Genomic DNA, 13,968 nt, shown 5'->3' on the forward strand with positions numbered 1-13,968 from the left:
GCGTTGTCGGGGGATCCGGCGGCGATCGGGTTGGCTGCCGGTGGTTTGGCGCTCGGGCTGGTGCCGGGCGGCCGCCTCGCCGGCCGGATCATGAAGTTCGCCACCAAGGGCATGATCAAGGACGGTGTCAAGGCCGGCACCCGACAGCTCACCAGCGTGAAGAGCCCGGGCACCACCGGCACGAAGGTCCCGGACATGGCCGCGAGCTACGGCCCCGGCAAGGTGATCAAGGGCGCGTTCACGTCGGCCGGACGGAACCTCGGCGATCTGGGCGAGGTCGTGGCGGCGCGGTTCAGGGGCCGACCCCCGGCGAGCGGGAACACCATCGTCGGCAAGAACAGCTGGGGCATCACCACCCGCTTCGACGTCGGGAACGTCCGGGCCGAGCCGGTGCTCAACAGTCAGGGCCGGCAGATCGGCGTGAGCTTCCCGTTGAGCCCCCGCGACAGCGAGAGTCGCGCCGCGTGGGCGAGCGTGCCCACCAACATCTCCACCGGCAACCACCAGGTCCCGAACCTGCCCCCCGGCGCGGTCTTCAAGAGCGTGCCCGACTACCGGCCGACCGAGGCGGCCGGCGCGTCACGCAGGGGGCCGCAGCCGGACTTCGAGTTCGACCAGCTTCGCCCCGCGCCCTGGGCCGGGGACACGAACTCCCCGATGTTGGTCATGGCGCACACCAGCCCGAAGGACGTCGCGCTGCAGTTGCAGAACGGCAAGGTGGTCAACGTGTCGGGTGGGGAGTTCGCCAAGGTGCTGCACCACAACAGCGTGTTCCAGAGCACGACCGGCGCCAACCCCGACAGTTCGATCGTCATGATCGCCTGCAAGTTCGGCGCGCGGGACGGCACCGTCGCCCCGGACTTCAGCCAGGTGATGCAGAAGCTCGGGAACGATCGGCAGATCTACGCCGCGACCGACACCGTGTGGACCACCCGACCGAAGGACTTCCACGGCACCGTCACCAACCCTGGCGGGGACTTCACCACGATCGCGGTCTCCCACGGGGGCGAGTTCCGCCCGCTCGTCTCTTCCGTCCGCAGTCGGCCACCAACTCCCGCCCCGCAGCTTCCGCCTCTGGACTTCGGCCCCCGGATGCCCGATTTCAGCACGTGAGTCGCCCCTGGGAGGTGAACCGTGTCCGGTGTTGCCACGTGTGGGAGTCGGGCGAACTCGCCGATTCGAGCGGCGTGATTCCGAGTGAGGGAGTGAGCAGGTGGGCGTAGCGGACGACAGCAGTAACTGGATGCTGCTGCTGGACAGTGACTGGTCGCCGCCGCCGGAGGCCGACGACCAGGTCGGGGTGGTGCCGCCGGTGGAGGCGATCGTCGGAGGTTGGCTCGTCAAAGACGACGGTACGGTCGGCGTGTTCGAGCCGAACCCGCTCTATCTGCCCAGCGGGGAGGATGCGCCGACCGGACCGGTCGATGCGGCGGCGAGGCTGGTCGTGGCGGGGCGTGCCGAACCGGGCCTGGTGCTGCTCGCGCTGCGGGACAGTCTGACCGGGATCGCGGTCGACGAGGAGGATCGGATCATCGTGGCGCCCGCCCCGGACGGGGCGCCGTGTGTGCTGGTCGCCACGGGGACGGCGGACCAACGCCGGGTGCGGGCGTCCGGCTGGCGGCAGGTCAGCGGCGCCGAGCTGGTGGGGTTGCTTCCCGAGGACGTTGACGTGCTGCTCAATCCCGGCGGCCCCGCGTCGATGCGGTTGTTCGGCGACGCGCTGCGAGAGGCCGTCACCGTGTCCGGATAGCCCGGCGGACCTGGTATGGCGCTCCGCTCGGCGGACGGGCAGGTGAGGGTCGCCCGCACCGATCGGACGTAGCCGTCCACCCGCCCCGGCCGGTCAGCGGCGCCGGACGGCCTCCTCGACGAGGTCGAGCACCGGACCGAGGTCGCCGGCGGGCCGACCCATCGCCAGGTGGAGCACCAGACCGTCGTAGGCGAGTTCGAGGAACTGCGCGAGGACGGCGATGGGGACGTCCTCGCGCAACACGCCGGCCTCGCGCTGCCGGACCAGCCGCTCCCGGGTCGCCTCGGCGACGGCGGCGGAGCGTTCGGCCCACCGCTTGGCGAAGGCGGGGTCGGTACGCAGCCGGCGGGAGACCTCCAGTTGGGTGCCCAGCCATCCCGTCGTGTCGGGGGAGAGCGCCCCGGCCAGGAGGTCCCGCATCACCTGGACCAGACCGTTGCGGGCGACCGTCTCCACCATCGCCGCCGCGTCGTCCTCCGCGACGGCGAGGAAGAGCGAATCCTTGTCGCGGAAGTGGTGGAAGATGGCCCCCCGGGACAGCCCGGTGGCCTCCTCGAGTCGGCGCACGGTGGCGCCCTCGTAGCCGTGCCGGGCGAAACACGCCCGCGAGGCGGCGAGGATCTCCTGTCGCCGCGCGTCGAGCTGGTCCTGGCTTACTCTGGGCACACGTCGATCGTTCCAGGTCACCCCACGTCACGCAAACCGTACGTACGGCTTGGGAGGGTGTCGGGGGATCGTGCCACCGGCCCCCGCCGGTCTACCATCGCCCGGTGACGCCCCCCGCCACCGTCCCCCAGGCACCGCTCACCGTCGCCGCCGTCCAGGCCGAGCCCGTCCCCGGCGACGTCGCCGGCAACGCGAAGACCGCCGCCCGCCTCGTCGACCGGGCCGCGCACGCGCGGGCCCGCGTCGCCGTGCTGCCGGAGCTGTTCCTACCCGCGTACCATCCCCCGGCGCTCGCGGCCGACCCGGTCGGCACCGACGTGGCCGCCGCCGAGGACCGGACGGTCGACGACCCCCGCCTGGCGCCGCTGAGCGCCGCCGCGGTGGCCGGTGGCCTCACCGTGGTGGTCGGCGCGGCGGTGCGGCACCCGGACGGGCGGCGGACCATCTCGTCGTTGGTGGTGGACCGCGCCGGCGTGGTCCGGGTCGGCTACGACAAGCAGCAGCTCTGGGGCGACGAGCGGGAGCTGTTCAGCCCCGGTACGCGCGGCGCGACCCTGCTGGTCGACGACTGGCGGCTGGGGCTGGGCATCTGCTACGACGGCTGCTTCCCGGAGCACGCGCGGGCCGCCGCGGCCGACGACGCGCACGGCTACCTCTGCCCGAGCGGTTACCTCGCCGGGTCGGAGCACCGCCGGGACCTCTACTACCGGGCGCGGGCCCTGGACAACACCCTCTACGTGGTCTTCGCCAACTCGGTCGGAGGCGTCGACCCGTGGCGCTTCAACGGCGGGGCCGCCGTGCACGACCCGCAGGGGCGTACGCTCGCGCGCGGCGCCGACGACGGCGAGGACGTGGTCGTCGCGAGGCTGGACCCGGCGGAGCTGGCGGCCACCCGGGCGGCGCACTCGATGCTCGCCGACCGGCTTCCCGACCAGGGTGCGGCCCGACTCGCACTGCTCGGATGAGAGTTAACATCGCGGGCCTGTCGGGCGACTCCCGTGTCCCGTAGGGTGCCCGAGTGCCACTGCTCCTGCTGGACCTGGACAACACCCTGCTCGACCGGGCCGGGCCGTTCCGCGCCTGGGGTAAGCGCTTCCTCGACGGGATCGGCGCGCCACCTGCGGACATCGACTGGCTGCTCTCCATCGACGCGGACGGGCTGACCGACCGCTGGGACGTGGCCGACGCGATACGGGAGCGGTACGACCTGCGGATTCCCTCGATCGACCTGGTCGAGGAGCTGCACGACGGGGTGGTGGCGTTCACGCGGCTGGACCCGCTGGTCGCCTGCGCGCTCCAGATCGCCGACGGGGCCGGCTGGATTCCGGTGATCGTCAGCAACGGGGTGGTCCGTCAGCAGGAGACCAAGATCCGCCGGACCGGGCTGGACCGCTACGTGGCCGACTGGGTGATCTCGGAGGAGGCGGGCGTGAGCAAGCCCAACCCTCGGATCTTCGCGCTCGCCGCCCAGCGGGTGCGGACGCCGCTGCGCGGTGCCTGGGTGGTGGGCGACGGCCCGGAGGCGGACATCGGCGGGGCGGCGGCGGTCGGGCTGCCCAGCGTCTGGCTGCACCGGGGGCGCGCCTGGTCGGACAACCGGTTCGCGCCGACGCGTACCGCCGACGGGCTGATCGCCGCGGTCGCCTCCGTCCTCGCCGGCTGACCGGACCGCCCGCGGCCGGTAATTCGGTTGACCGGCGTCGCGTCGCCGGTGAGCATTGTCCGCGCATCGTGCACCCCGGGCTGCGCCCGGTCGAGGAGAGGGGGTCGGTCATGGCCGTCTTCGCAGGTCGCTTCCACCTGCCTCCATCAGCCTCGATCAAGGGATCACCACCGCAGTGCGCGAATACGACTTCCCGGCGCGTGGGCGCCGGACCCGCGGCAAGGGCCGCTTCGACGACGACGAACCGCAGTTCCTGAAGCGCGGCCGGCCTTCCGAGCCGGTCGTTACCGACCCCGACGACGCATCCGACCCGGAGACGGGGGAGCGGTGGTCGTCCTGGGACGACGCCGTGCAGGGGCCGGAGCCGTACCCGGCCTGGCTGGTCACCGAGCTGGCCGCGAAGGACACCGAACTCGGTGTGCTGAAGACCGGCAAGGAGGCGGACGTCCACCTGGTCCGCCGGGCGGTGCCGGGCACCGACCGCTCCTGCCTGCTGGCGGCCAAGCGCTACCGGGACGCGAGTCACCGGCTGTTCCACCGGGACGCCGGCTACCTGGAGGGGCGGCGGGTCCGCCGGTCCCGGGAGAACCGGGCGATGGCCGGGCGGACCGCGTTCGGCCGACAGATGATCGCCGGGCAGTGGGCGGCGGCGGAGTTCGCCGCGCTGGCCCGGCTCTGGGAGATCGGCGCCGAGCACGGGACCATCGCGGTGCCCTATCCGGTGCAGCTGCGGGGCACCGAGCTGATGCTGGAGTTCCTGGGCGACCCCGAGGAGGGGCAGGCGGCGCCTCGGCTGGCCCAGGTCCGGCCCGATCCGGCCGGCCTGCGTGACCTCTGGGCGCAGCTGGTCGACGCGCTGGTCGTGCTGGCCCGCGCCGGGTACGCGCACGGTGACCTGTCGCCGTACAACCTGCTGGTGCACCGGGACCGGCTGGTCCTGATCGACCTGCCGCAGGTGGTCGACGTGGTGGCCAACCCGCAGGGGCCGGAGTTCCTGGCCCGGGACGTCCGGGTCGTCAGCACCTGGTTCACGGCACGCGGGTTGCCGGCCGCCGTGACCGACCCCGACCGGCTGACCGGGGAGCTGCTGCGCGAGGCGGGTGTCCGCTGAGCCGGCGGCCGGGCGGTGGGCGCTCCGCTCACCGCCCGGCCCGCGCGCCGGTCACTGGAGGTAGCGCTCGACCTCGGGCTTGGGGCGTACGCCCTGGGCGTCGGGGTCGCCGTGGGTGGAGCGGGCGGCCCGGCGGCGGCGCAGGAGGTCCCAGCACTGGTCCAGGGACTCCTCCAGCTCGCGCAGCCGGTCCTTGGCCTCGTCGTCGGTGCCCTGCTCGGTGGCCTGCGCGGCCGCGCGGAGGCGGTGCTCCTCGTCGACCAGCTCGGAGATCCGGTTCAGGATGGTCTTGTCGTCCATGGTCAAGAGCCTCGCACAGCGGCCATCCGCATGCCGGCAATCCCCCAGGGTGGCTGTGACGAAGATCGACCGTGAGTCCCATGAGCGGGACTCCGGGCCCCGGTCCGGTCGCAGCGGCCCTCGCCGATGGCTGACTCCGGCCGCCCGGCGCGCCACCTGCGGGATTTCCACGAGAGCGCAGATGCATCGTCATCCCTTGTGGAGCGTGTGAGATGTGCGGTGTGAGAATTTCTCGTTGCACGTCTAGAGAAACTTGACGCCGCAATGGCATGCTCGGCGGAACGGTCACTCCCTAAAGCCGCTTCGACACGTTCCGTTGCCGAAAGGAAACCACCGCAGGTGGCAACGTCAGACACCACGCCGGTCCCCACCCGACGAGCGGGCGCGATACCCCTGCGCCACGTGGTGCCCGGTCTCCTCCGCGAACCGTCCCGTGCCCTGGTCGATTTCGGCGAGCGCTCCGGTGGCGAGGTGGTGAAACTGAACCTCGGCGCGTTCCGCCCCTACCTGATCACCCACCCCGAGCACCTCCAGCGGGTGCTGCGCGAGCGGTCGGGCAACTACGTACGCGCCGGCGACGGGCTGCAGTGGCGGCCGCTCAAGCGGTTGTTCGGCGAGGGGATCCTCAGCGACGGCGAGTACTGGTCGAACAGCCGGCACATCCTCCAACCGCTGTTCACCGCCCGACGCATCGACGGGCTGATCGACCGGCTGGCCGAGGCCATCGAGGACGCCGTCGACGAGCTGGAGGAGCCGGCCCGGGCCGGCCGACCCGTCGACATGGGCACCGAGCAGGCCAGGATCGTCTGCTCGGCGATCATGCGGGTCTTCTTCGCCGACAAGATCTCGGTGCCGGACGCGATGCGGATCATGGAGGCGCAGGACGCCATCGCCTCGTCGGTGATGCCGCGCATCGCGGTCCCGTGGGCGCCGCTCGCCGTGCCGATGCCCGGCGACCGCACCTTCCGCAACGCGGTCCAGCTCATCGACGACCTGCTGATGCCGATCATCCGGCGGTCCCGGGAGACCGCCGAGACCGACGGCGACGACATCATCGCGACGCTGTGGCGCGGTCGCACCGAGGACGGCGGCCGGCTGGACGAGACCCAGGTGCGCAACGACACCGTCGCCATGGTCGCGACCACCACCGAGACCACGATCAGCGTGCTGACGTGGCTCTGGCCGCACATCGAAGGCGACCCGCGCATCGCCGAGCAGCTCTACGCGGAGATCGACCGCGTGGTCGGCGACGCGCCCGTGCGCCGGGAGCACCTCAAGGAGCTCCGCTACACCCGCCAGGTCCTCGACGAACTGCTGCGGCTCTACCCGATCGGCTGGCTCTTCCCGCGCCGGGCGGTCGAGGAGGACGTGGTCGGCGGGGTGCGGATCGAGGCCGGCGCCACCATCGTGGTGAGCCCGCTCATCACCCACCGGATGTCGGTCTTCTGGGACCGCCCGAACGAGTTCGACCCGGACCGGTTCGCTCCGGAGCTGGCCCGCAGCCGGCACCGCTACGCGCACTTCCCCTTCGGCGGCGGCCCGCACCAGTGCCTCGGGATGCACCTGTTCTACCTGGAGGCGACCCTGATCGTGGCGACCCTGCTCAGCCGGTTCCGGTTCCGCCTGCAGAAGCCCTCGGTCCCCGGCATCAAGGTGGCGGCGGCCCTGCGCCCACGGGAACGGGTGGAGCTCACGCTCCGGCCGCTGCGGAGCGTCGCGGCATGACGGCCGGCCAGCGCTCCGGGTCGGACCTGGTCGAAGAGCAGCTGCTGGCCGCCGCGGAACAGGGACGAATCTGCGCCCTGGCCGCCAAGGGCCAGCGAGACCTGCAACGGTGCGCCTCGGCGTACCCCGACCTCTTCCCGCCCCGCCCGTTCGACCCGGCGCTGTTCGGCAACGTCGCCATGGCCATCGCCTTCGGCGCGCCGTGGTGCGACGAGGCCCAGCTGCGCATCACCAACCGGGCGGTGCTGTGGGGCTTCGCGGTCGACTGGCAGGTCGACTACGTGGCCAAGTCCGCCGAGGAGATCGAGCGGCTCGCCGCCCGCTGCCTCGCGGTCGCGGACGGCGACGCACCCGAACCGGACGACCACCTCGGCCGGTTCCTGGCCGAGCTGCGCGACGAGCTGGCCACCGCGCCCGCCTTCGCCACGCACCGGTCGCTCTGGCGGAACGAGCTGGCCAAGGTCCTCGACGCCATGGCGCGGGAGTGGGACTGGAAACAGGCCGGTGACGGCGGGACGTTGCCCGACCTGGAGACCTACCTCGACAACGCCGACAACCTGGCGTGCACGGTCGTCAACGTCGTGCACTGGATCCACGCCGGGGACCCGGCGACCCTCGACCACCTCGACGAGCTCATCGAGGCGAGCGGTGTGGTGCAGCGGATCCTGCGGCTGGTCAACGACCTCGGCACCTACGAGCGGGACCTGCGCTGGGGCGACCTCAACGCGCTGCTTCTCGTGCCGGACCGGGACGAGGTGACCCGGCGGATCGCGGGGCTGGTCGCCCAGGCGCGTGAGCTGCTGGCGCCGCTGCGCGCCACGTCACCGGTGCAGGCGGACTACCTGGCCCGCCAGATCGGCTTCAGCAGCGGCTTCTACCGGTCGACCGACTTCTGGGGAGCATTGTGACCGCACCGATTCCGGGCGGTTGGGGACGGCCGGACGTGGCGGGCGCCGCGCGCGAGCTGTTCGCCGCCATGGCACTGCAACCGTCCGGTCGGGTCACCCCCTCGGTGTACGAGACCGGCCGCGTCGTCAGCGACGCGCCGTGGCTCACCGGGCACCAGCGACGGCTGTCGTACCTGGTCGGCGAGCAGCGACCCGACGGTGGCTGGGGAGCACCCGGCGGGTACGCCGTCGTGCCCACCCTCAGCGCCGTGGAGGCCCTGCTCGCCGGTGTGCGGGGCTGGGACGGGGAGCCGCGCGAGCCCGGCGGACCGTCGCGTGTGGAGCTGCTGACCGCGGCCGTACGCGGACTGACCGCCCTGCGCGGCTGGCTCGCCGACGGGCCGCCCGAGCTTCCGGACACCCCGGCCGCCGACCTGATCGTGCCGGCGTTGACCGACCGCATCAACGCCCACCTCGACCAGCTCGACGGTGAGCCGCGCCGTGGCCCGCTCGCCGGTGGGCTGCCCTGTGCGGTGGACCGGCGCCGGTTCGTCGCCCTGGACGCCCTGCTGGCCAGTGGCCGGCCGGTACCGCAGAAGCTGCTGCACGCCTTCGAGGTGCTGGGCCCGGCCGCACGGGGCCGGGCCGACGTGGCGCCGGTGGCCGGTGCGGTCGGGGCCTCGCCCGCGGCGACCGCCGCCTGGACCGCCGGCCCGGCCGACGCGGATCCGGCCGTGCTGTCCTACCTGGAGACCGCGGTCGCGCAGCACGACGGGCCCGTGCCCTGCTGCACCCCGATCACGGCCTTCGAGCGTGGCTGGACGCTGAGCACCCTGGCCCGGGCCGGCGTGCCGGTACGCCCCGCGCCCCGCCTGATCGCCGAGCTGGTCGAAGCGATCGGGCCGGAGGGTGTCGCGACCGGACCGGGGCTGCCGGCCGACGCGGACACCACCTCCGTCGCCCTGTACGCGCTGGCCCTGCTCGGCCAACCGGTCGACCCCGCCAGCCTCGACCGCTACGACGTCGGCAGCCACTTCTGCACCTGGCAGGGGGAGGACGGGCGGTCGGTCACCACCAACGCCCACGTGCTGGAGGCGTTGGGCTGGCACGCCCACCACACGCCGGGCGGCGCGGCCCGGCACGGCGACCGGGTCGGCGCGCTCGCCGAATGGCTGCGCGCGCGGCAGGAGCCCGACGGCTGCTGGACCGACCGTTGGCACGCCTCGCCCTACTACGCCACCTCGTGCGCGGTGCTGGCGCTGGACGCCCACGCCCCGGCCGGCACCGCCACCACCGCGGTGGAGCGGGCCGTCGACTGGGTCGTCGCCACCCAGCGGCCGGACGGATCGTGGGGGCGGTGGGCGGGCACGGTCGAGGAGACTGCGTACGCCCTGCACGTGCTGCTCGGCACCGCCGGCGCGCCGCGACGCGGGGTGCGCGAGGCGGTGGCCCGGGGTCTGGCGCACCTGGCCGCCGTGGACGACCGGGCGGCGCACCCGCCACTGTGGCACGACAAGGACCTCTACGCGCCGGTGCTGATCGTGCGGGCCGCCGTCATCGCCGCGTGGCAGTTGGCGATCACGAGATCCGACCTGGCGTCGGGGGTGGACCGGGACGCGTCCGCGACGGCTTCCGACGGGCCCATGATCAGGAGCGCTTGAGTGATGGGTGCGGACGCTGCTAGCGTGCGCCGGGGTCAATGCGTGCGCGTCCGCATCGCGCACTGACTGACGGATCACACAGGCCACGCCAGGGACGGTGTAATGGGTTCCCGCAGCTCGAATCTGCGTACCAAGGTCGTTGCCCTGCTCGCGTCCCTGGTGGCGCTCTGGGGGTTCACCGCCTGGGTCACCATCCGGGACGGTGTCAACCTGCTGGGCGTGCAGGCCCTGGACAGCAAGGTCTTCAACCCCACCGAGCCGCTGCTGCTGCAGTTGCAGCTGGAACGGCGGACGTCGCTTGCCCTGCTCGGCCGCCCCGACGACGAGCAGCGCGCCGCGCTGGCCGAGATCCGGCCGCGCACCGACAAGCTGGCGGCGGACTTCAAGGAGTCCGTGGACAGCTGGCAGGTCGACGCGCTGGGCAGCGGCACCCTGGACCGGCGGATCAGCGAGCTGATCGGCGGCCTGGACCGGCTCGGCGAGACCCGTACGGCCGTCGACGCCAAGACCATCGACCGGGCCGAGGCCGGTGCGGCGTTCACCGGCCTGATCGAGTCGATCTACCGGGTCTACGACGCGCTGGGCAACCTGGACGACGAGCAGGTCGCCGAGGACACTTCGGCGCTGATCGGCCTCAACCGCTCCCGTGAGCTGCTGTCCCAGGAGGACGCCCTGCTCGCCGGCGTGCTCGCGGCCGGTCGCATCACGGCGGCCGAGCAGGCGCAGTTCACCCGCATCGTCGGCGCCCGGCAGTTCACCGCCGAGCAGGCGCTGGTCCGCCTGCCCGCCGCCGACCAGCGGCGCTACGCGGAGATGTCCGGCGGCCCGACGTTCCGTCAGCTCGTCGACCTGGAGAACCGGGTCATGCAGGGCAGCGGAACCCGCCCGCCGATCGACGCGGAGGGCTGGGACGAGGTCAGCGGTCCCGCCCTCACCCAGATCGCCGACACGGTGCTCGCCGGTGGTGACGACGTCGTCGACCGGGCCGCCCCCGTCGCGGTGGGCGTCATCGTGCGGCTCGTGCTCGCCGCCGGTCTCGGCCTGATCGCCGTCATCGCCTCCATCATCGTGTCGATCACCACCGCCCGGGCGCTGGTCCAGCAGCTGGAGCGGCTGCGCCAGGCCGCCATGCGGCTGGCCAACGAGCGGCTGCCCAGCGTGGTGGAGCGGCTCGGCCACGGCGAGGAGGTGGACGTCGCCAAGGAGGCCCCGCCGCTGGAGTTCGGCACCGACGAGATCGGCCAGGTGGGTAAGGCGTTCAACGCGGTCCAGGAGACCGCGATCCGCACCGCCGTCGAGCAGGCCGAGCTGCGCCGCAACGTCCGTGAGGTCTTCCTCAGCCTGGCCCGGCGTACGCAGGCGCTGGTCCACCGCCAGCTGACGCTCCTCGACGCGATGGAGCGCCGCGAGCAGGACGCCGAGGAGCTGGAGGACCTGTTCCGGGTCGACCACCTCGCCACCCGTATGCGGCGCAACGCCGAGAACCTGATCGTGCTCTCCGGCTCGACGCCGGGCCGCGCCTGGCGGCGCAACGTCCCCATGGTCGACGTGATCCGCGGCGCGGTCGCCGAGGTCGAGGACTACACGCGGGTCAACGTGCTGCCGATCGGCCGGGTCTCGCTGGCCGGCCGTGCCGTCGGTGACATCATCCACCTGCTCGCCGAGCTGATCGAGAACGCGCTGTCCTTCTCCCCGCCGAACACCACGGTCGAGGTGCGGGGTCAGATGGTGGCCAACGGCTTCGCGATCGAGATCGAGGACCGGGGTCTCGGCATGACCCCCGAGGACCTGGCCGCCGCCAACGAGCGGATCATCGACCAGTCCGAGCTGAACCTCGCCAACGCGTCCCGGCTGGGTCTCTACGTGGTGAGCCGGCTGACCGAACGCCACGGCGTCAAGGTGCAGCTGAAGGAGTCCGCGTACGGCGGCACCACCGCCGTCGTGCTGGTCCCGATCGAGCTGGTCGCCGACTCCGGCGACGACCCCGAGGCGTCCGGCGGTCTGCCCGCGGGCACGCCCGCCAAGGCGACTCCGGCCGCCCCGGCGAGCGCCGTCCCGGCCGTGCCGGCCGCGAACGTCCCGTCCGTCGAACCGCCGGCGCTTCCCGCCCCGGTGGCCCTGGCCGAGGCGCCCACCGTGCGGGGGGCGCAGTCGCCGGCCGGGCGCGGACCGGAGTCGCCGGTCGTGCAGACCGACGGCGCCGGTGGCGGCGACGGCCTGCCGACCCGGTCCCGCGCCGGACTGCAGGGCCTGCCCACCCGGGCCCGACGCGCGCCGGAGCAGCAGGCCGCGCTGGACGGGCCGACGTACCCGACCGGGTTGCCGACGACGCTGCCCCGTGCCCTGGACGGTGGGACGGCGGCGCCGGCCGAGCGGGGCCCGGCACCGGCCCGCAGCGAGGCGTCCCAGACCGACTCAGGCCTGCCGGTCCGGGTTCGGCAGGCGAACATCGTGCCCGAACTGCGTGACGACCCCGCCACCACGAGCGCCGACGACGACGAGGACACCGTCCGGCCGCCGGAGCAGGTGCGGCGGATGATGAGCTCGTACCAGACCGGGACCCGTCGGGGTCGGACGGAGGCCGCTCGACTGCTGGGCGGCCCCGACGACGAGCCGGACCCGGGGTCCGGCCCGGAGGCCGACGAGCAGCAAGCGACCTGACCCGTGCCGGCGGTGCGGACATCCGCCCGCGACGGAACGGTCAGCCCCATACGAAATCGGCGACATCCGCCGGGGGAGAAGAGGACGACGAGTGGCCCAGAAGACGGCATCGAGTGCCGACCTGACGTGGTTGCTGGACGATCTGGTCGGCCGGGTGAAGCAGGCCGAGCATGCGGTCGCGCTGTCGACGGACGGCCTGTTGATGGCCTCCTCGCAGGGGCTCAGCCGGGACGACGGAGAGCACCTGGCCGCGATGGCGGCCGGGATCCAGAGCCTGGCCCGGGGGGCGGGCAAGCGGTTCGGTGGTGGTCAGGTGCAGCAGACCATCATCGAGATGCAGTCCTCGTTCCTCTTCGTCACAGCGGCCGGGCGCAACGCCTGTCTCGCTGTCCTGGCCAGTGAGGACGCCGACGTGGGACTGATCGCCTACGAGATGGCGATGCTGGTGACCCGGGTCGGCAAGCACGTCGCGTCGCCGACCCGGAGCGCCGAACAGTCGACCGGCGAGAAGTAGGCGCGATGACGGTGCAGGGGGAGTCCGCGGAGCATCAGTGGGTGGACGACCATGCCGGGCCGGTGGTGCGTCCGTACGCGGTCACGCGCGGCCGGGCTCGTCCGGTAACCGGCACGTTCGACCTGATCTCGCTGGTCACGGCGACCCGCGCTGACGTGGGCGCGGAAATCGGCCTCGGGCCGGAGCACGTGGCGATCGTCGGGCTCTGCCAGCGCATGCAGTCCGTCGCCGAGATCGCCGCCCACCTGGACCTGCCGGTGGGCACCATCCGGGTCCTACTGGGTGACCTGGTGGCCCGCAGCCTGGTCCAGGTGCGCGAGCCACGCACCTCGGCCGGCCTTCCCGACAACAGTGTTTTCGAGGCGGTTATCAATGGACTACGGGCACTCTGAGCGGCCGGCGGGAGCGACCCCACTGCCCACCGCGATCAAGATTCTGGTCGCGGGCGGCTTCGGCGTGGGCAAGACGACCATGGTCGGCGCGGTCAGCGAGACCCGCCCGTTGCGCACGGAGGAGGTGCTGACCGAGTCCGGTGTCGGCATCGACGACCTCTCCGGGGTGGAGAGCAAGACCACCACCACGGTCGCGATGGACTTCGGCCGGATCACGATCAGCGACGACCTCGTGCTCTACCTCTTCGGTACGCCGGGGCAGGACCGGTTCTGGTTCGTCTGGGACGAGCTGGCCCTCGGCGCCATCGGCGCGGTGGTGCTCGCGGACACCCGACGCCTGGCCGACTGCTTCCCCTCCATCGACTACTTCGAGGGGCGGGGCACGCCGTTCGTCGTGGCGGTGAACTGCTTCGAGGGGGCCCGGCAGTACCGGCTCGACGAGGTGCAGGCGGCCCTGAACCTCGACCCGGGGGTGCCGGTGCTGCTCTGCGACGCGCGCAAGCGGGAGTCGAGCAAGGAGGTGCTCATCACCCTGATGGAGCACGCGATGAAGACCCGGGACGCGCGCCGCCGAGGCGAGTGACCCGGACGCCGGGCCGGCGCACCGGCCCGGCGTTCCCCTGACGTACGACGAAGGC

Annotated in this window: 14 protein-coding genes; 12 read left to right on the plus strand and 2 right to left on the minus strand. The window is 72.9% G+C overall.

Annotation, left to right across the window (positions count from 1 at the left end; all coding sequences use genetic code 11):
- On the plus strand, positions 1 to 1,113 hold a 1,113-nt coding region (locus tag ACIBTV_RS28300; RefSeq protein WP_396709738.1), incomplete at its 5' end, for a hypothetical protein.
- A gap of 100 nt (positions 1,114 to 1,213) precedes the next feature.
- Positions 1,214 to 1,750: a type VII secretion system-associated protein gene (locus ACIBTV_RS28305; protein ID WP_396709740.1), complete on the plus strand. Its 537-nt coding sequence runs from the start codon at positions 1,214 to 1,216 to the stop codon at positions 1,748 to 1,750.
- 93 nt (positions 1,751 to 1,843) lie between these two features.
- Here the strand turns inward: ACIBTV_RS28305 and ACIBTV_RS28310 are convergent, their stop codons facing one another.
- Positions 1,844 to 2,416 (minus strand): TetR/AcrR family transcriptional regulator, encoded by a 573-nt coding sequence (locus ACIBTV_RS28310; protein ID WP_091597138.1) that lies wholly within the window; start codon positions 2,414 to 2,416, stop codon positions 1,844 to 1,846.
- Between the two features lie 104 nt (positions 2,417 to 2,520).
- Here ACIBTV_RS28310 and ACIBTV_RS28315 point away from each other — a divergent pair, with 104 nt between their 5' ends.
- The 3 genes from ACIBTV_RS28315 to ACIBTV_RS28325 all read left to right on the plus strand — a co-directional run bounded on the left by ACIBTV_RS28315 (position 2,521) and on the right by ACIBTV_RS28325 (position 5,190).
- Positions 2,521 to 3,381, plus strand: a complete 861-nt coding sequence (locus ACIBTV_RS28315) for a carbon-nitrogen hydrolase family protein (RefSeq protein WP_396709742.1) — start codon at positions 2,521 to 2,523, stop codon at positions 3,379 to 3,381.
- A 53-nt stretch (positions 3,382 to 3,434) separates the two neighbouring features.
- Positions 3,435 to 4,079, plus strand: coding sequence for an HAD family hydrolase (locus ACIBTV_RS28320; RefSeq protein WP_396709744.1), 645 nt, complete (start codon positions 3,435 to 3,437; stop codon positions 4,077 to 4,079).
- A gap of 175 nt (positions 4,080 to 4,254) precedes the next feature.
- Entirely contained in the window at positions 4,255 to 5,190 is a 936-nt protein-coding gene (locus ACIBTV_RS28325; RefSeq protein WP_396709746.1) for a serine protein kinase RIO, read from the plus strand.
- Between the two features lie 51 nt (positions 5,191 to 5,241).
- Here ACIBTV_RS28325 and ACIBTV_RS28330 read toward each other — a convergent pair whose 3' ends face one another.
- A complete protein-coding gene (locus ACIBTV_RS28330; protein ID WP_091597147.1) occupies positions 5,242 to 5,490 on the minus strand; it encodes a DUF2630 family protein in 249 nt (82 codons plus the stop codon).
- Positions 5,491 to 5,877: 387 nt separating this feature from the next.
- Between ACIBTV_RS28330 and ACIBTV_RS28335 the strand changes: the two genes are divergently transcribed.
- From ACIBTV_RS28335 to ACIBTV_RS28365, 7 genes are all read left to right on the plus strand, one after another.
- Positions 5,878 to 7,215, plus strand: a complete 1,338-nt coding sequence (locus tag ACIBTV_RS28335; RefSeq protein ID WP_396709859.1) for a cytochrome P450 — start codon at positions 5,878 to 5,880, stop codon at positions 7,213 to 7,215.
- The gene (locus ACIBTV_RS28340) at positions 7,212 to 8,123 is read left to right on the plus strand and encodes a terpene synthase family protein (protein ID WP_396709748.1); all 912 of its coding nucleotides are present in this window, start codon (positions 7,212 to 7,214) and stop codon (positions 8,121 to 8,123) included. Before ACIBTV_RS28335 ends, ACIBTV_RS28340 begins: the two co-directional genes overlap by 4 nt.
- The gene (locus ACIBTV_RS28345; protein WP_396709750.1) at positions 8,120 to 9,763 is read left to right on the plus strand and encodes a prenyltransferase/squalene oxidase repeat-containing protein; all 1,644 of its coding nucleotides are present in this window, start codon (positions 8,120 to 8,122) and stop codon (positions 9,761 to 9,763) included. Before ACIBTV_RS28340 ends, ACIBTV_RS28345 begins: the two co-directional genes overlap by 4 nt.
- 102 nt (positions 9,764 to 9,865) lie before the next feature.
- The gene (locus ACIBTV_RS28350; protein WP_396709752.1) at positions 9,866 to 12,424 is read left to right on the plus strand and encodes a nitrate- and nitrite sensing domain-containing protein; all 2,559 of its coding nucleotides are present in this window, start codon (positions 9,866 to 9,868) and stop codon (positions 12,422 to 12,424) included.
- 91 nt (positions 12,425 to 12,515) lie between these two features.
- Entirely contained in the window at positions 12,516 to 12,938 is a 423-nt protein-coding gene (locus ACIBTV_RS28355) for a roadblock/LC7 domain-containing protein (protein ID WP_396709753.1), read from the plus strand.
- A 5-nt stretch (positions 12,939 to 12,943) separates the two neighbouring features.
- Positions 12,944 to 13,330 carry a DUF742 domain-containing protein gene (locus ACIBTV_RS28360; RefSeq protein ID WP_396709754.1) on the plus strand — a complete coding sequence of 129 codons (387 nt, stop codon included), beginning with the start codon at positions 12,944 to 12,946 and terminating at the stop codon, positions 13,328 to 13,330.
- Positions 13,311 to 13,913, plus strand: coding sequence for a GTP-binding protein (locus ACIBTV_RS28365; RefSeq protein WP_396709755.1), 603 nt, complete (start codon positions 13,311 to 13,313; stop codon positions 13,911 to 13,913). Before ACIBTV_RS28360 ends, ACIBTV_RS28365 begins: the two co-directional genes overlap by 20 nt.
- Positions 13,914 to 13,968 lie beyond the last annotated feature (55 nt).

The organism is Micromonospora sp. NPDC049366, from assembly GCF_044466625.1.
Taxonomy (GTDB): domain Bacteria; phylum Actinomycetota; class Actinomycetes; order Mycobacteriales; family Micromonosporaceae; genus Micromonospora.